This window comes from Acaryochloris marina S15 (assembly GCF_018336915.1).
GTDB lineage: Bacteria > Cyanobacteriota > Cyanobacteriia > Thermosynechococcales > Thermosynechococcaceae > Acaryochloris > Acaryochloris marina_A.
The window spans coordinates 2259371-2278047 of record NZ_CP064923.1 but is presented as its reverse complement, the minus strand read 5'-3'; the positions used below and the strand labels follow the sequence as shown (position 1 = coordinate 2278047).

Sequence of the window (18677 nt, the reverse complement as noted above, 5' to 3'; positions counted from 1 at the left end):
AAAATCCCGTTATCATCAGGAAACTTCAGCAAAAGTTCAGGCATTGATGACCCAAAAATTCAGGTTGCTCTTCAGAACAAAATTGAGACAAGAATTTTAGGATTGCAGGGGGAATGGGTTCACATCACACTACTCACTGGTTAAGGGGATAGGGATTGAAGTCTCAGACTTGGCATAAACTTCGCCAACAATTAGCACCACTTAAACTTGTGGCACTCCCCAGCTTACTCATACTGGGCCTAATTCTGGGCGGACGATGGGCAGGCGCTTTTCAGTCCTGGGAACTGCAAGTCTTAGATTTATTTCTGAAATATCAACCACCAGAACCCCAAGACAAGCGCATTCTGCTAGTCAATATTGATGAGGACAGTATTCGCTCGATTGGCCGCTATCCCATTCCCGATCAGTATCTCGCCCAATCTCTCAGCATCCTCCAGAAGCATCAACCCAGAGCTATTGGACTTGACTTGTTCCGAGATATCCCCGTAGAACCGGGTTCGGCTAAGTTGGCAAGTGCCTTTCGGAATATGGATAACCTATTCGGAATAGATAAAGTCCTTGATAAAAACAAATCAGAAAGGGTAAATCCACCACCCAGCTTACCCATAGAACGGATTGGATTTGCTGATGCCCCCATCGATCTAGACGGTAGTCAGCGTCGGGGATTTTTGGGAACTCAAACACAAGAAAAAGGCTTCCGATTTTCCCTAGCCTTACTACTGGCTGAAAAATATTTAATTGCTCAAGATATCCATTTAGATAATGGCATCCAAGATCCCATAGCCATGAGATTTAGGTCTGTAGAAATTCCCCGAATCCGTCCTAATTTTGGAGGCTATATTCGCACCAATACGGGAAATGCAGATGCCCAAATGCTGTTAAATTTCCGCAACAACCCCAAGGCATTTGAGACAATTTCATTTAAAAAAATACTATCAGAAAAATTTTCACCTAATTTAGTCAAAAACCGTATTGTCATTATTGGTATCACCACTTCTAGTCATCAAGACTATTTCCCGGCTGCCGTTCCCTCTATAATCGCCCCTGAGGCAAACTGGGTCTATGGCATCGAGCTACATGCCCATGCTATCAGCCAAATTCTGAGCGCAACCTTAGATCAACGACCGCTAATCAATACTTGGCCGGATTGGGTCGAATACCTCTGCATTATTTGTGGGGGATGGGTGGGCATCATCGTCGCCGCTTACATTCGTTCACCTCGGTATACGATACTTGCGATCGCACTCTGCGCATTACTGGTCTCTGGCATCAGCCACCTTGCTTTACTGGGGGGATGGTGGCTCCCCCTAGTCCCCATCCTAGCCAGCTTTCTGGTCATCAGCCTCGGCCTAGATGCCTTCTACCAATACGATCGCTTTATCCAAACCAAAGTCAAAGCCCAGCAACAAACCCTCCGTATCCTAGAACAAGCCAAAACCGATCTAGAAATCCAGGTCGCCCAACGGACCTCCGAACTTCAACAATCTAATGTAGAGCTAAGCCAAGCCAAAGAAGCAGCCGAAATGGCCAGTCGTGCCAAAGGAAAATTTCTCGCCAAAATGAGCCATGAATTACGCACTCCCCTCAATGCCATTCTGGGGTTTAGCCAAATGATGGCCCAGGACAGCAGTCTCTCTACAACCAACCACAAGCGAAATCGCTTAATCAACCAATCTGGCGAGCATTTATTAGGTCTAATCAACGATATTTTATCTCTCGCCAAACTGGAGTCGGGCAAACAAGAACTACGAGAAGGCCCCTTCCAGCTCAGCACCTTAATTGAGACGGTTGAGGGTGTCTTTCGGCTCCGAGCCGAACAAAAAGGGTTAGCGTTTCAGGTCGAAACCGACCCTGATCTATTTCTCCATCTAGTCGGGGATGCCCAGAAGCTTCGACAGGTCCTAATCAACTTGCTCAGCAATGCTCTCAAATTCACCCATGCTGGACATATTTCCCTACGCATTGGCAGCATCCCGAAAGCAAAAGGCATCACTTTAAGGTTTGAAATCGAAGATACAGGTGAAGGAATTGCCCCCTCAGAACTGCACAAATTATTTATTCCCTTTGAACAGACCGAAAGCGGTGAGAAATCAAAAGCCGGAACAGGACTCGGTTTACCCATCAGTCAGCAGTTCGTCCAACTGATGGGTGGAGAGATTAAAGTCTCTAGTCAAGTGGGGCAAGGGACCATCTTCACCTTCACAGCCCAAGTCACCATTGCTAATACTGCCAGTGCCCCTCATTCACAAAATATTGCAGACGATGCACTTCCCTTATCCCAACAGCTGAATGATAGGGTTGAACGAGAAGAACTCCCCACAGCAGCCATCAGCCCAGAGATCATTGATCAAGCCTTAAGATCCATGTCTTTCAACTGGTTAGATGAACTCCACCATGCTGCTCTCAGGCTAAAAGGGAAACAGGTGATTCAACTATTATCCGAACTTCCCTCAGAATATGAAGCCGTTTCTCAATATTTAATTGAGCTAGCAGAGAACTATGAATATGCTCACATCACTAAAGTCACCACACAATTGATGCAGGAATAACACCAAAGGTAGTTTTCATGAGCGACATCGATCCTTCCAGTGAACCCATCTTAGAATTCGCAGAGAACTTAATCCTGCAAAAAACCGACACCTATTGCAGTGAGCTCCAACGGCGCATCCTCAGTACTGCCCTGCAGGGAGAGCGCAAAACCTACGATCAGCTTGCAGATGAATGTGGCTATTCCCCCAAATATGTCAAACAAGATGTTGCCCCTAAACTCTGGCATTTACTGTCCCAAGCCCTCGACAAAAAAGTTTCAAAATCTAATGTGCGGATCATCCTAACTCATGAAATGCGCAATACAACTCAAGCTAGCAATACTTCTGCCACTACTCCAACACCCCCATCCCTTCCCCTTGAGCCACAATCCACTAACCTAGCTGGAAAAGTCAAAATCTTACTCGTTGACGACCAACCCCAAAATTTACGGTTGCTCACGGATGTATTAGAAGAACAGGGCTATGACGTTCTCCAAGCCCTCAACGGCAATGTTGCGCTCCAGGCCGTGTCTCTCGATCAACCTCAGTTGATCCTCTTAGATATCCAAATGCCGGAAATGGATGGCTACACTGTCTGTCAAAAATTAAAAGCCGAGCCATCCACCCAAGAGATTCCTGTAATATTCGTCAGCGCCTTGGATGAATCGTGGGATAAGGTTAAAGCCTTTTCAGTGGGAGGTATAGATTACATCACCAAACCCTTCAAGGTCGTAGAGGTCTTAGCTCGGGTACAGAATCAACTTAAAATTCAACAACTACAGCAGGCACTCATAGCCCAAAATGCACAACTCCACCAAGCAAATTTAGAATTGCAGCGCTTAGCTGCCTTGGATGATTTAACCCAAGTAGCCAATCGCCGTCGCTTTGATGCCTATCTTCTTACATCCTGGCAAGCAGCAATTCAAGGCCAACGCCCTTTGACATTGATGCTCTGTCAACTCAACCATTTCAACTTTTATGGTTCTGGAGGCAATCCTCAACAAGGAGACCAGTGCTTATATGAAATAGCTCAAACTATCAAGCAAGCCATACAAGGCCCTCATGATCTAGTGTGCCGCTATGGCACTTTCATCTTTGCCATCGTTTTACCCCAACAGTCTTCCACTCAAGCGGAATCGATTGCCCAAAAGTTATCCAAGCAAGTAGATCAAAAGGAAGTGGGTTCTCCTCCCATCAACTTAAGTATTGGCCTCACCTCTATACAGCCTAAATCTGATATTGGCATTGAGGCATTCATAGAAGCGGGTGATCGCAACCTTCAACAAGCAAGGAATAATGGCGGCAATTGTGTATTCACTGATGACAACTGAGTCAAAATCAGCCCAGAGCAATTATAGAAACTCTCCCTCTTTTCGGTCATAGGCTAAACCTCTTATTCCTCAGTAGAGAATTTTTTACTCAAATTTTCATCGATTAACTGCTTAATCCTAGAATAAGAAAGAGCCCATCTACAGACCAAAAGCTAGCACTGGCAAGACTGATGAGTAGAGGATCTAGCTTCACTAATAAGTTTTGCTCGTCATATTAACCTCTAAAAAATTAATATCAACGGCGCTGTTGTTTTAAGATATCTATAATTAATTCTGGAACACGGACCTTAGAATCTGACTTGGATCTTCTCTGATATCTAGGTGGTAAGGTGGCCCCCGTTAGAATTGCATCATCTAAATTAACATCTCGCAAAATAGCTCCGGTCAAATCGGCATTTTTTAAGTTTGCTTTTTTGAGGTTAACCTTTCTAAGAACAGCAAATCGCAGGTCAGCCCCTTCAAGATTAGCCTCTTGCAGATTGGTCTCTCGTAGAAAAGCACCTTTCAATGAGATGTTAGCTAAGTTTGCTTTCTTGAGATTACATTTAAAGCAGTTACGAGTTTGTTTAATCCTTTGCAAATGCTCAGGTTTCTCAGCTCTTACTGATGGAGCTAGGAACGTAGCAAGACTCCCAATCAAAAAAGAGATCGCAACTTTACGACCCATTTTTCTCAGCCGACGGTTGCCCATGATCTATAACTCCAACAGTAGCGACAGCGGAGGAATCCCCCCTCATCAAAAGCGTATCAACCCTGAGTATGCCCTGAAGAGGGGACGGACTTGCATGTTCCTACCATCCCAACCTAGAAATTATGGTGATGCCGAATCAGATTGAGAAACTCTTCCCGAGTTTTATGATCGTCCTGAAAGACTCCAACCATGGAGCTAGTCACTGTCCAAGAGCCTGGTTTTTGCACCCCACGCATCACCATACACATATGGCTTGCTTCCATTACCACGGCCACACCCTTGGGTTCTAAAGCTGTTTGCACCGCTTCTGCAATCTGACGAGTTAGTCTTTCTTGCACCTGCAAGCGGCGAGAATACATTTCCACAATGCGAGCTAGCTTACTTAGACCAATCACCTTTTGATTAGGGATGTATGCCACATGGGCCTTGCCAATAAAAGGCAACATATGATGCTCACACAAGCTAAAGGCATCAATATCCCGGACCAAAACCATCTCATCATGGCCTTCATCAAAGATGGCATTGTTCACCAACTCTTCTAAGGACTGCTGATATCCACTGGTGAGAAACCGCATGGCCTCAGCCACTCGCTTCGGCGTTTTCAGTAAGCCTTCCCGCTCTGGATCTTCACCCACCCCTAACAGCATGGTTTCTACTGCTCCCATCATCTCTTCTTGGCTGGATTGACGATGGGTCTCTTTCTCCTTTGCCCGTTGAGATAAGCTGCGATCTGGACGAAGCTGAGAGTTATTAGAAGTTGTGTTCATAGAAGAGTTAGCTGAATCAGAAGGTTTAGAGGACAAAGTAGTCATTGTTTCAATTAATTGTATGAAATTTGGCAGAAAAGTTGGGGGTTATACGAGGGAGGATCAAAAGGTCCCTGCATTCGGCATCAAGACAAGTTCCTCTATCACTGCATTTTGAGGCATCTGCACAATATGCAAAATTGATTGAGCCACATTTTCTGGTTTGAGCATAGCGGTGCGGTCAAAATCAGCATCCACGGTGTCTGTATCCCATAAAGGGGTATTCACTGAACCCGGACAAACGGCCGTCACCCGAATTCCATGGGGTCGTTCTTCTTGGGCCAGAGATTTGGTTAAACCCATTAAGGCAAACTTACTGGCGCAATAAGCACCCCACTGAGGAAACGCCTGTTGCCCCGCAATGGAAACGACATTGATAATGGTGCCTTGCTGTTGCGATCGCATCCCTGGCAACACCGCCTGCACACATTCAAATACACTCGTCACATTCAGATCGAGCACCCTTTGCCAATCGGCCAAAGGCATATCAATCAGTTCGCCGGTATAACCCATCCCAGCATTATTAATCAAAATATCGATGGGGCCAACCTGATCCAAAAGCTGACTCATCTGAGACTTTACCTGGCCAACTTCAGACAAGTTAATAGCAAAAGCCTTGGCCTCAACCCCCTGTTTTTGGAGGGTCTGAGCTAATTCATCCAGTTGAGCTTGAGAACGGCTGACTAATACCAAATCAATATTGGACGCAGCAAATGCTTCGGCCGTTGCCCGACCAATACCCCTGCTCGCTCCGGTAATCAGAGCGCGCAGTTTCCGTTGAGCAGTCATGCAAAATACCTAAAATCAATACTCGGTAAAAACTTGCCCAACCACAAACACTTCTGCGAATTGAACAGGCAAGGGACTTTAAAAGACGGATGTAGACTCCTTGAAGCTATCAGCGCAAATGAGAGGCAGTCATTGCGCGTAAGCTTACGCTAATTGTAAACAAATGTTGCGACTTTGTAATCATACCACTGGTCCAAGATGGAGCGCATACTCAAGGAACCTGAGAGAAAATCCCCATATTCCGAAACTTATGATAACGCTGTTGGCGGCGTTCTTGGGGACTCAGACGCCATAACTCTTCTAAATTACTTAAAACTGCAGTTTTAATGATATCTGCAGCCTTAACGGGGTCAACATGGGCTCCTCCAGGAGGCTCAGTTAAAATTTGGTCAATTATCCCCAATTCTTGCAAGTCCGTTGCTGTGATTTTGAGGGCTTCAGCCGCTTGGGGGCCTTCCTGGGCATCGCGCCAAAGAATCGCCGCACAAGCTTCTGGTGGCGCCACACTATAGATCGAATGTTCAAACATCAGTAGCCGATCACCTACACCAATTCCCAAGGCGCCCCCAGAACCACCTTCCCCAATTACCGTACAGATAATGGGCACATCCAAACGGAACATTTCCCGGAGGTTGAGGGCAATCGCTTCACCTTGACCAAACTGTTCAGCTTCTAACCCCGCCCAAGCCGCAGGGGTATCAATAAAAGAAATGATAGGCAAGCCAAATCGATCGGCATGATCCATTAACCGCATGGCTTTCCGATACCCACTCGGAAAAGGCATCCCAAAATTGCGGGCCACATTATCCTTCGTGTCACGTCCCTTCTGATGGCCCAACATCAACACAGGCTGGCCACCAATCCGACCCACACCCCCCACAATCGCGGGATCGTCATACCCCCGGCGATCGCCGTGTAATTCCATCCATTCATCACTGATGGCATGGATATAGTCCAATGTACTAGGGCGCCGAGGATGCCGAGCCAGCTGCAGCTCTTGCATCGGGGTTAAGCTACTAAAAATTTCTTGGCGAAGCTGGTCAGCCCGACCTTCTAGCTGGGTAATTTGATCCGTGACATCCACCCCATTCTGCTCAGAGAGGCTACGGATCTGCTCAATTCGATCCTCTAACTCAGCTAAGGGTTTTTCAAAATCAAGCAGTTGGAGTTTGCGATCGGAAACAGCCATTCGCAGGTACCTAGTCAAACGTTAAACAATTTCAGTCTTGTTGTCTTAATTAATAGTTCAAAAAACTATTAAACGATCCTAACAAGCGTGCCCCAGGCAAAAAATACCCTCAAGCTGACTTGATAACAAGCCCAACTTCATTAAGAACACTTTAAAATACTACACAATAAAGGGGGATGTCACAGCTATCCTATCCCCACCCATAGGAAAATCGCCTAAGCCATCACCATTCCACCATCTACATTGAAGACCTGGCCCGTAATGTAGGCGCTAGCAGGGTCAGCTGCTAAGAACCGAATCATACCTGCTACTTCATCAGGCTGGCCATATCGACCTAGGGGAATAAATTTGAGAATTTCTTCGGACTCTAGCCCCTCAGTCATATCCGTTGCAATAAATCCAGGAGCTACCGCATTCACCGTTACCCCCCGGGAAGCCATTTCCTTGGCCACAGTCTTCGTAAAACCAATGACCCCCGCCTTGGCTGCGCTGTAATTGGCCTGACCGGGATTTCCCATTTGACCCGCCACAGAGGCAATATTAATAATTCGGCCGGACCGCTGTTTAAGCATCACCCGGCTCACCGCTCGGGTACAAAGATAGACCCCTGTAAGGTTGAGATTAATGACCGCCTGCCAATCTTCTGGCTTCATTCGCAGCAGCAAGGTGTCTCGGGTAATGCCTGCATTATTCACCAACACATCGGCACGCCCCCATTTGTCCAACACAGACTTAAACAGCGTGTCTACCTGATCCGCTTCCGCCACATTGGCCTGGAGGGCTAATGCTTCCCCTCCATTACCTGTAATTTCAGCCACCACAGCATCAGCCGCGCCACTGGAGTTGGCATAGTTAATGACAACCTTTGCCCCTTCACCCGCTAGGGCCAAAGCCGTAGCCCGTCCAATCCCTCGAGAGGCACCCGTAACGATTGCGACCTTATCTTGCAATGAATTCATGAAGGGTTCTGAGCCAAAAAAATCTGCTCAACTATCTTATGACATTGCGGGGGCGCGATTGATAGAGTAGTCCAGGCTCGAACAGCTAAGCCGCAGCAGCAAATTTAATTTTGAGGTAATCTTCTTCCATCTTGGCTCCAGCAGGCTGCATTGCAGCAAGAGCCTGGGGAAGAACAAGATTGCGGCGGTGATTACCAATTCTGATATTTAGCTCGTCAGCCGTTTTGCTCAATTCCACCTGATTTTTGGGAATTCCTGGGAGATACACCTCAAGACTATATTGCCCCTGCTCTTGAACCACCCTCAAGGTCGTTTCCTTGTAATAGACCTGAGTCGGATCTTCTTGGTCATACAGGGTTTCTTTCAGACGTTCTAGGGCTTCTAACCCACACATTTCCTCTTGAAAGAGCGGGACTTCTTTGACGGGTAAGGGCTGAAAGTTATCGTGAATTTCCTGGCGATACTGAGTTTGGTTCTGTTTCCAGTGCATGAAGAAGGGGTCGGAAACATGGTCAGGAATGATCCGATTGGCCACTACCATATCTGTCGAGACGTTGTACAGGCTCAAATAGGCATGGGCTCTTAAGGATTCTTTGATCACCATTTTTTCTGGGTTGGTGACCAGGCGAACTGACGTTTGGGTATTGTTCGTCAATACTTTCTCTAGGGCTTCAATTTGCTCATAGAACTCGTAGGGTGCATCCATCACTTCTTCATCTGGAAGCGAGAATCCCACAATAGGCTTGAAAAAAGGTTCTACCAAGGGCCTAAGGGTCACAGACATCCGCTGGAAGGGTTTGTAGAAGCGGCGCATATACCACCCTCCCACTTCAGGAAGGCTGAGGAGACGCAGGGCTGTTCCGGTCGGTGCAGAGTCAATCACCAAGACATCATAGGTGCCTTCATCATAGTGACGCTTCATCCGCACCAAACTAAAAATCTCATCCATGCCAGGAAGAATGGCCAGTTCTTCAGCCTGAACCCCGTCAAGACCTCTGGCCTGCAGCACCTGGGTAATGTAGCGTTTGACAGCCCCCCAATTCCCTTCTAATTCGAGCAAGGCATCTAGTTCAGCACCCCACAGGTTAGGTTTGACTTCCACGGCTTCATGGCCCAGTTCCATATCGAAGCTATCAGCCAAGGAATGGGCAGGGTCAGTACTAAGAACGAGGGTCTTGTAACCCAGCTCGGCACAGCGGAGTCCGGTAGCAGCAGCAACGGAGGTTTTGCCAACCCCACCTTTGCCAGTCATTAAGATTACGCGCATGGGTTACTTACAATCGCCTTAGGCATCAACACACTAGATTAAACTTAGGTCAAACAACTTAACCTCTCTTTACATTACTCTAATCTATTTAACTCATAGGTGGGGCCAATCTAAGAGAATTCCAGGCATCCAGTTGATGAGGCCAAGAATTCTGGATATGCCAACATCATCAGAGTTGGGTATCTTGGTTCGGTGAAATTAGAAGCCCCCCTATAACTACCTCCACTGACTGCTTTCTAAAGTTGATTTTCAGCAAATAGTGAAGGGATAGCTGGAATTTCGTACCATGGAAGATGTACTAAGTTCCCTAAAGTAACAATGTTTTTAACCTGGATGGATTCCAATAGTTGGCTGATCGAAATAGCCGGACAACGGATTCTATTAGATCCTTGGTTGGTTGGGCCTTTAGTTTTTGGGAATCAGCCTTGGTTCTTCAAAGGTGAACGCGCCACGACCCTCGATATTCCCGATTCGATTGATCTCATCTTGCTCTCCCAGGGGCTACCCGATCATGCCCATGTCCCTACTTTGCAGCAGTTAGACCACACCATTCCGGTCATTGCTTCTGAAAATGCCACCAAAGTAGTGGAAGAACTAGGCTATACCAAAGTCACTAGTATTGCCCATGGTGAGACCATCACTTGGGCAGACCGCCTCCAAATTCAGGCCTTACCCGGCTCACCCATTGGACCATTTCTAGTTGAGAATGCCTTAGTTCTCACTGACCAGGCATCCCAGAGCCGACTCTACTATGAACCCCACGGTTTCCATGCTGCAGCCATCGACCAGCTGGAAGCGGCGGATGTGATTATTGCTCCTATTCAGGATTTAGTACTACCGCTGCTGGGACCTTTTATCCAAGGAGGAGACTTTGCCCTAGAGGTGATCAAGAAGCTCCAACCCCAATTTATTCTGCCGACTGCCTCGGGGGGTGAGGTTGAATACAGCGGCATATTGGACAAATTGCTGACTATGGAAGGTACGATTGATGAATTTCGTGAGCGCCTGGAAGAGAATAGCTGTGAGACCCACGTGCTGAATCCTTCTCCTGGGGAACGCATCGAAGTTCTGCTCTCTTCTTCAGTGCCGAACTAACCATGGTGAAACAGCTTGACGGCAGTGACCTAGTGGTTGACAATCACCAGGAAGGTTGGCTCAGATTATTCTTCCCTCGCTGTAAGTGTTCCTCTGTACAGGAGAGTAGGCATGGATAAACCCAATTATTTTCATTGGTGGCAGAAGTTATCTGTACCCTCTCGCCTCCTAATGATCGGCTTAGCCGCACCGATTTTGGCCCTCAATTTTTGGACTTTAGCGTCTATCTCCAATTACTTTGGGGTGTTAATCGGGATTATTGTCGTGGCGTCGCTGCTGGCATTTCTCCTCAACTACCCGGTGAGCTGGTGCGTCCAGCGGGGACTGCGGCGAGAACCCGCATCGATTATTGTGGCGTTGTTGGCCATTTCCATTCTTTTTGGCATCGGCATTGTCCTGATTCCGATTGCCTTCAATCAGGCGCAACAACTAGCGAATCGTTTACCCGACTGGTTGGAATCAGGCCGCCAGCAGCTGATCTTGCTCAGCCAACAAGTGGAGGAACGAGGGGTCTCTCTAAATCTAGATGTGTTGGCCGTCCAAGCCTTTGATCGGCTCCAGGGCCAACTCCAAACCCTTACCAAAAGTCTGCTCAACATTGCCCTAGGAACGGTCAGCAGCCTTCTAGATATTCTAATCGATGTCCTCGTGACGATTATCCTGACCTTTTATCTACTTCAGCATGGTGATGCACTCTGGGACAGTTTGATTGATTGGCTTCCCGAAGAAAGTCAACAGCCTGTTTCCGAAACCCTCCGGTCTAGCTTCCAGAATTATTTTATTGGTCAGCTGCTGTTTGGCATCTGTATGACTTCAGTTCTAGTCCCCACGTTTTTAATTCTGAAAGTGCCCTTTGGCCTGCTGTTCGGTCTCACCATTGGCACAATGGCTCTTATCCCTTTTGGAGGAACCGTCGGCATTATCCTAGTGACGTGTTTGGTGACCCTGCAAAATATCTGGCTGGGCCTCAAACTTTTGGCTGCAGCAGTGGTGGTTCAGCAAATTTTAGATAACTTGGTAGCCCCCAAAATCTTGGGAACCATGACAGGGCTAAATCCAGCCTGGGTGTTCATTTCAATTTTGATTGGTGCAAAAGCTGGCGGGTTAATTGGGGTTGTCATTGCAGTGCCGACAGCTGTGGTGATTAAAACAGTGTTGATCAGTTTGCGATCGCGGATGGTATCACCCGATTCTGCATCTACCCCAGATATCCCAGTGGTCTCCGTAGAATCGGAAACCACAGCCCAGCCAGTGTCCCGCATCTCCTAAGCTTCAGTTCTGATTCTCAATCTAAATCTGCAGTCTCCCTACAAAAAAGGTATCCAGTCAAAGACCCATTGGAACGATTTCAGGAACGGCATCTTCTGGCTAATGAGCCGGTTACCCTGATTGCTCTGCGGCTTGAGTTCAGCGGGAACCGATTGACTAGGAACCACAGGAGTAGATGGCTGCTGCCAAAACACAATGCTGTCATTCAACGGTTGAACTGTTGTCCCAGGATAATAAAAATTGAGAATTTTAGTCGCTGACCAGCCTAAATTACTCAGGTGATAAGATCCCGTCTGACTCAGGCCCACACCATGTCCAAAGCCCCCACCAACAAAGACATATCCCTTGAGCATTTTCCGAGGTTTAGCCGCCGCCGTTGGACGGATCGGCTGCACCGATGAAATCGATTCTGGTTTGGATTGAGTCGCGTCTACTGGGGGAGAAGGTTGAGGTTTCACCGTTTGATACCTAGGCTCAACGTAAAAGAGCAAGCTATTGGGCGCTTCAAATCCCCGTAAAATATCATCCTTGGTTAAGGTCAGACTGCCTAAGTTCGTTGTGACCTGCAGCTTCTGGACCCTGCCACCGTGGGATCTCTCAATCACTTCCAGCTTTTGAATGGTTTTGAAATTAGCCAAGGGATGCTTAGACTGACGTAGAAATTTGCGCAAAAATCCATTGAGTTCGGTGATGGGCGTTTCTGTCTGCCAGCGAAAGGTCTTCCAAGACGCTTCATTAAAACCTTGCTTAAGGTTAATAAAAGCTTTCAAATTCGACTCTTCCGCCAAGCTGCGAGTGGTTAAATCCCATGTTCCTCGGGGTAGGGCATCAATTTTAGCCGTTAGGTAAGGTCGAGGTGTTCCCTCCCAAACCTCCTGAAAAGCAGCCGTCACTCCACCCGTAGTGGAAGAATAGAGGGCATCCACTAATTCATCCTTGTGGGTTAGCACCTGTCCTGTTGTTGCTTTAATAGCACGATCCACGATGGGATCGGTTTTAGCGATTCCTTTATAAACTTGGCATTGGGTATCCGCACATAACTCATACCCATCGATCTGAAAGCGCCTAAGGTTACGTAATGCATAGGTACGGGCAATAATCGTTTGCGCCTCAATGGCGGTTGTGGGTGCATTAAAACCAATTTCATAGGGAACAACCCCCCGAAGATAGGTTTCCGTTGGCACCTTATTCACCAGGGTATAGGTCCCATAGGTATTGGGCTGAAACCTCAAACTGCCGTAGTGCAACGCTTCACCCACTTGAAACTGCTGTTTCTTGCTGGTGATACTGACAATACTGCGTTTGTACTGAGTCCCATTGGTGACAAAACTAAGCTGAGGCTTGTCACGTAATCGACGCCGATGCAGAAATACATTGTCATAGCCTTGCTGCTTAAGGGTATCGATTAATAAAATCCGATCGGCTGAGGTGGGATATTGATCGCGCTTGGCCCATACCTGCCACTGCTTGGGCTGGGCAATTTCCACCGGAATCCCCAAAGCCTTCAATTCATTCGCTTTAGTTTCGGCTGTCTCAAAACTACGATGAACACTCAAGACCACCCGTTCTTCCCATCGAGGCTGCTTTAAAGGAATGGGCGTAATGGCAAACTCTACTTTATCCGTAGTCAAGGTCTGTAGCTGTTTACCCGTCGTAAATTGAAGCGTCAGTTTGTCCCCCGGAAGGGCTTGAACCGTCAGTTTATCCGTAGGTTTGCGACCAAAACGCTGCTGAATACTGACTTTGATGCGGGGATTAAGGGGTTGTGTATTAAGAGCTTGAGCCCATACCCGACCAGAGCTATTCCCATCAGAAGATGTTGTAAATGGCTCCAGTACGACTCCATCGAAGATCAGACACACACTGGCACTTGCCAAAATGGGCACCCACCAACGACGTTTGAATAGTCCTAATGGAGAGGGGAACGGCTGAGCCAAATTTCGAGTCATATTTACGATAGTTCGCGTCATAGGGTTCACAAGGGATTTGCCAGGGTCTATCCAGTCAGTACTGAATTCTGAGTTTGACCGCACTTACGCCTAACAACATTAATTTCAATATCGATTGAGCCTAGGCCACACGTTCAGCAGTCCACCCAAAACTTTTGTTTTTTGAGCAAAATTATTAAGTCAAATAAAGTTTGTTGTAGTTGAGACAAGATAAGAGACAGAATATAAACGTAAAAAACAATCTATCAAGCACAGTTATTGCCTCCAAAAATGAGTGTCATGCTTCTACAACTCATATAAGTTTTTCACTAAATATCATTAAAATTGAAACACCACTATTATCCCTTCACTCCAAGACGCAAACAGACCGCAGTGGGTTTCACGCTAACTGAAACTATTGTCCTAGTCGTCATTATTGGTATCTTTGCGACCTTATCCGCTCCCAGTTTTTTGGGTTGGCTCAATCAGAAAAAAGTGGATGATGCTCTCGCCAAAATTGAAGGGGCCATTAAGCAAACCCAAAGGGAAGCCATCAAACGAAGTCAGGATTGTACTGTCACGATTCCAAAAGGGATTGATCAAAGTATTTCTGGAAACTGCCTAGTTACAGGGAGTCGCCAAATTGAAGATGTAACTATCTACTATAACCATTCCGCTCCTCACGATATATCCTTCAACTTCAAGGGATTATATACCCCTCCAGGGACTACACTATGGGTTTCTATCCCTAATAGTTCTGTTAGGCCCAAATGTCTCTCAATCTCTACAGGAATTGGCCTTATGCGTACCGGCAACTATGATTTGGGAGTGGACAAATGCAGAAGACCTTAACTCCGCCAGTCAGGCTTGTCTTGCTTTTACCAAGAACTACTTTCCCTGATCGAGGCCGTTCTAATGGCTTTACACTGCCAGAATTATTAGTTGCATCCCTAATTCTGAGCTTGGTGATTACCCTAGCGGGTCTTGGTTTGATTCAGCTCTTGAGAGCCAACGAACGCAATACAGTTGAAGCAGAACGACAGTCGGAACTGAATAGAGCTTTAGACTTTATCGTCAATGATATTAAAACTGCTACGTCGGTATCAGTCAGTGATATTCCTTCGAGACCTAATTATCTAGGAGTGTTTAAGCTAACAAAAGTCGAAGGTGAAGGAGCCACGAGGCAAGAATTTGAATTTGCTTATTATACGGCTCCGAAAAGTGCGAGTGCCATATGGAGAGGACCAAGAACTGTTTATCGCCAGCAAATTGCACCAGCACTGGCTGGACCGTCCACATATGCGTTGGTGGATGCGATCGCAAGCGTAGATCCTACCTGTACAGGCAGCGGGAACAGCCCTTCAACCAGCAAAGGCCTCAAAGTCTTTGTCCAAGATAATTCCTACGTCAAGCTCTGCTTAGTCGGTCAGCTCAACGATTCAAGAACATTACTCCTGGAAACTCAGGCTTTCACCAGAGGATCTTAGGAAAACACTAAACACAGGATTTTCTATGTAGAGTACGAGAGAGCCTAAGCTCTCCCACTAACGAAATGGAGGAGAGTATAACAATCCCCCTTTAGTCCACAGTTGATTCTCGCCTCTCGGCACATTCAGTTTAGTATTAGGACCCAAGTTGCGATCGTAAATTTCACCGTAGTTACCCACATGCTTGACCACTCGGGCAGCAAAATCTGGGGTCAAACCTAAGCTGGCTCCTAGGTCTTCCTCAATGCCCAAGAAGCGCTTAACAACGGGATCATCACTTTCGGCAAAAGACGCCAAATTATCTTGTTGAATGCCCAACTCTTCTGCTTCAATTGTGGCATTGACCACCCAGCGGACCACATCAGCCCACTCCACATCCCCATCTGCAACAGCAGGTGCGAGGGGTTCTTTAGATAAGACCTCATCCAGAATGGTATGACTATTAGGCTTTGGCAGTGAGGTTCGGCGGGAGATGAGCTGGGACCGATCAGAGGTCACACCATCGCAACGACCTTCTGCATAGGCGGCATAGGCAGAATTAATATCTTCGTAAACCACAAGCTTATAGTCCACCTTGCGCTTCCGCATTTGATCCTTTAAATTCTTTTCGTTGGTGGTGCCGGTCTGAGTGCAAACCGTCCGATTTTTGAAATCTTTGAGAGTCTTGATACCGCTATCCGCTTTGACCATTATGCGCTGGCCGTCATAAAACACCACAGATGCAAATGCCATCCGCACTGAACTATCTCGATCAAGGGTCCAGGTCGTATTCCGGCTGAGAACATCCACCTCCCCAGTTTGAACTGCGGCAAATCGTTCTTTGGCATTTAGAGGACGATACTCCACCGCATCAGGATCATCAAATAACGCAGCTGCGATCGCACGACAGATATCCACATCTAGTCCTGAATAATTGCCTTTTTCATCCACAAAGCTAAAGCCCGGCAACTCGCCGCTGATACCGCAGCGCACCTTTTTCTGGGCTAAAACTTGCTGCAATCGGCCTCCGGCGGATTCAGAACTACTACAGCTTCCCAGGGCCAATGCCACCAGAAGACCTGCACAGAGAAAAGAAATTTTTCTGATCATAAAAGATGTCGTGCGTATGTTCTACAGACTTTCCGTTAAGGGCAACCATCAGCATGGGTCCCACACTTAGCCTACAACCTTAAATCCCAGAAGATCATAGAAATCAGGATCTGTGCTCGGTGAAAAAAACGAGTCACAAAAAAAGTCTGAACAATACTCCCAGCCCTAGAGAGTTCAGCGAGTCACTGACACTACATCGAGTAAAGGCTTGGCACGATCATAGTAGTGCCCTTGAGCATAATCAATGCCCACACTTGAGATCGCATCCAGAACGACATCAGACTCCACATGTTCCGCAATCGTCTGCATCCCCATCACCTTAGCCACATTATGAATCGACTCGACAATGCCCCGAGAAATCTGATCTTGGGCAATATCTCGGACCAGCAACCCATCGATTTTCACAAAATCGACGGGTAGATGTTTCAAATTCATAAAAGCAGACATATCACTGCCAAAATTATCTAGAGCGATCTGACATCCCATTGATTTGAGAAAACGGCTCAATTCCACCGCCGATGTCAAATGACTCAGGGCTACGTTTTCAGTCACCTCAAAACAGAATCGCTGCACATGACGATTGGAATGAGAGAACTGTTTATCCAAAAACTCAAACAGCTCTCCATTTCGGCAGGTTGCACTCGACAGGTGAATAAAGAACCGAGCATCCAGCTCATCCAAAGAGGGCATCGTTTCCAGATTAGCCAGCAAGTTTTTGATCACCCATCGATCAATCCGAGTCATAAAGTCATACTGTTCCACCATGGGTAAAAACAAACTGGGGGAACAAACAATACCAGGCTGATCCTGTAACCGCAATAGAATCTCATAACTGCAAGCCTTTTGCCCCCGACTCAGGGGGTAAATGGGCTGAGCATAGAGCTGGAATTGGTCCTTGTCTAAGGCCTTTAATAATCGGCTCACCCAATGCAAGGTCTGGTTGGAGTGCAAGTCTGGATCTGCACAACCCGTATGATGAATCTGGACTCGATCTTTCCCTTGTTCGCGAGCAAAATGGAGGGCTTGATGCACTGCTTCAATCAGCAATGAAGGCGCAACCTTTGCCCGAGGAATTTGACAAGCCACCCCTAAACTCAGGGTGATCGGAGAATTCGTTACACCGAGCCCTTCAGGGGGGAACGGCACTGACCGTACCCCCGTGCGGATCGCTTCTGCGAGATAGGTTGCGCCGGCTAAATCTGTATTGGGCAGCAGAATCATAAAGGTTTGCCCACTATAGCGAGCCACACAATCAGCAGGGCGTCTAGCGACTTTGGCAATTTCCTCAGCAACTCGCTGCAAGCAGTAATCGCAAGCTTCAGCCCCATGTTGCTCTTGATAGGCCGGCAGATTATCAATTTCACACAGGACCAACGATAAATGAGAACCTTCTCGCGTCAAGCGGTTCCATTCCGACAGGTAAACTTCATCAAACCGGCAGCGGTTAAATACTCGGGTGACCTTGTCCACTTCCGCTAGTCGTTCTAGCTCCTGTTGAGCGATTTTTAGCTGTCGTGTTAGAGCATCAAGGGTGAGATCTCGATACCCAATCTCAACAGATTGATGCGGTTGTTTCAGGGCATATTGAACCGAACGGCAAAGAGATGTGCTATCGAACTGCCCTTTTACTAGAAAATCTAATGCTCCTTTTTGTAGAGCCTCCTCCACCACGGATTGATCTGTATTGCCGCTTAAAATAATGAGCGGCTTGGCTGGAAAAGCTTGATGTACCTGATAAAACGTCTCTAATCCTTGAGCATCAGATAAACACAAATCCAACAGGATTAAGTCAATGCCCTCCCTATGATTGAGAAGATTAATGCCATCAGACAAGGTCTTGCTGCGCTCAATCTGGACAGGGAAAGCCTGCTTGACTGCCAAGTATCTGCGCACAAGCTCCGCATCTTGATCATCATCCTCAATCATCAAGATCTGCGTACTAGCCTGCATACCAACCCCCCCGATGTTGCCATCACGTTTCACAACTGAATATCAATCGATAAACCAACCTAAACAAGATAAATGTGTGGTCGATCTAAATTTTTCAAATAAACCTTAGCTAAAATTTTGTCTTTTTGCCTCAGTATCTCTAGATTCTTCCCAATAACCAGCTCATACTCTATTTCATTAAGAGATTGTTACGCTTGGCTGCTAATCGTCATGCAGGAACTTGAAGTAAGTTTAGAGTCATACCTCCTGGATGGAGTGAAACCTTAACTTAGCCCAGTTTTTTCGTCACAGGAGGCTAA

General features: G+C 46.9%; 15 protein-coding genes. 6 read left to right on the top strand and 9 right to left on the bottom strand.

The annotated features are described in order from the left end of the window. Nucleotides 1–155 precede the first annotated feature (155 nt). Entirely contained in the window at nucleotides 156–2549 is a 2394-nt protein-coding gene (locus I1H34_RS11065; protein WP_212665665.1) for a CHASE2 domain-containing protein, read from the top strand. 17 nt (nucleotides 2550–2566) lie between these two features. Then, nucleotides 2567–3859, top strand: coding sequence for a response regulator (locus I1H34_RS11060; protein WP_212665664.1), 1293 nt, complete (start codon nucleotides 2567–2569; stop codon nucleotides 3857–3859). Between the two features lie 235 nt (nucleotides 3860–4094). On the opposite strand, the gene I1H34_RS11055 is transcribed toward I1H34_RS11060, so the two are convergent. The 6 genes from I1H34_RS11055 to I1H34_RS11030 form a co-directional block, all read right to left on the bottom strand. Next, nucleotides 4095–4550 (bottom strand): pentapeptide repeat-containing protein, encoded by a 456-nt coding sequence (locus I1H34_RS11055; RefSeq protein ID WP_212665663.1) that lies wholly within the window; start codon nucleotides 4548–4550, stop codon nucleotides 4095–4097. Nucleotides 4551–4663: 113 nt separating this feature from the next. Next, nucleotides 4664–5317 carry a GTP cyclohydrolase I FolE gene (gene folE, locus I1H34_RS11050; protein ID WP_396124646.1) on the bottom strand — a complete coding sequence of 218 codons (654 nt, stop codon included), beginning with the start codon at nucleotides 5315–5317 and terminating at the stop codon, nucleotides 4664–4666. Between the two features lie 102 nt (nucleotides 5318–5419). Beyond that, nucleotides 5420–6145: an SDR family oxidoreductase gene (locus I1H34_RS11045; RefSeq protein ID WP_212665662.1), complete on the bottom strand. Its 726-nt coding sequence runs from the start codon at nucleotides 6143–6145 to the stop codon at nucleotides 5420–5422. A 211-nt stretch (nucleotides 6146–6356) separates the two neighbouring features. Next, nucleotides 6357–7334 (bottom strand): acetyl-CoA carboxylase carboxyltransferase subunit alpha, encoded by a 978-nt coding sequence (locus tag I1H34_RS11040; protein ID WP_212665661.1) that lies wholly within the window; start codon nucleotides 7332–7334, stop codon nucleotides 6357–6359. A 215-nt stretch (nucleotides 7335–7549) separates the two neighbouring features. Beyond that, nucleotides 7550–8293 (bottom strand): 3-oxoacyl-[acyl-carrier-protein] reductase, encoded by a 744-nt coding sequence (gene fabG, locus I1H34_RS11035; protein ID WP_212665660.1) that lies wholly within the window; start codon nucleotides 8291–8293, stop codon nucleotides 7550–7552. A gap of 85 nt (nucleotides 8294–8378) precedes the next feature. Next, nucleotides 8379–9560, bottom strand: coding sequence for a TRC40/GET3/ArsA family transport-energizing ATPase (locus I1H34_RS11030; RefSeq protein WP_212665659.1), 1182 nt, complete (start codon nucleotides 9558–9560; stop codon nucleotides 8379–8381). Between the two features lie 318 nt (nucleotides 9561–9878). Between I1H34_RS11030 and I1H34_RS11025 the strand changes: the two genes are divergently transcribed. Both I1H34_RS11025 and I1H34_RS11020 read left to right on the top strand, forming a co-directional pair. Then, a complete protein-coding gene (locus I1H34_RS11025; RefSeq protein ID WP_212665658.1) occupies nucleotides 9879–10655 on the top strand; it encodes an MBL fold metallo-hydrolase in 777 nt (258 codons plus the stop codon). A gap of 111 nt (nucleotides 10656–10766) precedes the next feature. After that, complete coding sequence (locus I1H34_RS11020) at nucleotides 10767–11924, top strand: AI-2E family transporter (protein ID WP_212665657.1); 1158 nt, start codon at nucleotides 10767–10769, stop codon at nucleotides 11922–11924. Nucleotides 11925–11962: 38 nt separating this feature from the next. Here I1H34_RS11020 and I1H34_RS11015 read toward each other — a convergent pair whose 3' ends face one another. Beyond that, nucleotides 11963–13894, bottom strand: coding sequence for a SpoIID/LytB domain-containing protein (locus tag I1H34_RS11015; RefSeq protein WP_315874863.1), 1932 nt, complete (start codon nucleotides 13892–13894; stop codon nucleotides 11963–11965). A 351-nt stretch (nucleotides 13895–14245) separates the two neighbouring features. Between I1H34_RS11015 and I1H34_RS11010 the strand changes: the two genes are divergently transcribed. Continuing rightward, nucleotides 14246–14704, top strand: coding sequence for a pilus assembly FimT family protein (locus tag I1H34_RS11010; protein ID WP_212665656.1), 459 nt, complete (start codon nucleotides 14246–14248; stop codon nucleotides 14702–14704). After that, nucleotides 14689–15339 (top strand): PulJ/GspJ family protein, encoded by a 651-nt coding sequence (locus I1H34_RS11005; RefSeq protein ID WP_212665655.1) that lies wholly within the window; start codon nucleotides 14689–14691, stop codon nucleotides 15337–15339. Before I1H34_RS11010 ends, I1H34_RS11005 begins: the two co-directional genes overlap by 16 nt. Before the next feature lie 57 nt (nucleotides 15340–15396). On the opposite strand, the gene I1H34_RS11000 is transcribed toward I1H34_RS11005, so the two are convergent. Beyond that, nucleotides 15397–16428, bottom strand: a complete 1032-nt coding sequence (locus tag I1H34_RS11000; protein WP_212665654.1) for an amino acid ABC transporter substrate-binding protein — start codon at nucleotides 16426–16428, stop codon at nucleotides 15397–15399. A 174-nt stretch (nucleotides 16429–16602) separates the two neighbouring features. Beyond that, complete coding sequence (locus I1H34_RS10995; protein ID WP_212665653.1) at nucleotides 16603–18378, bottom strand: EAL domain-containing response regulator; 1776 nt, start codon at nucleotides 18376–18378, stop codon at nucleotides 16603–16605. Nucleotides 18379–18677: the final 299 nt, after the last annotated feature.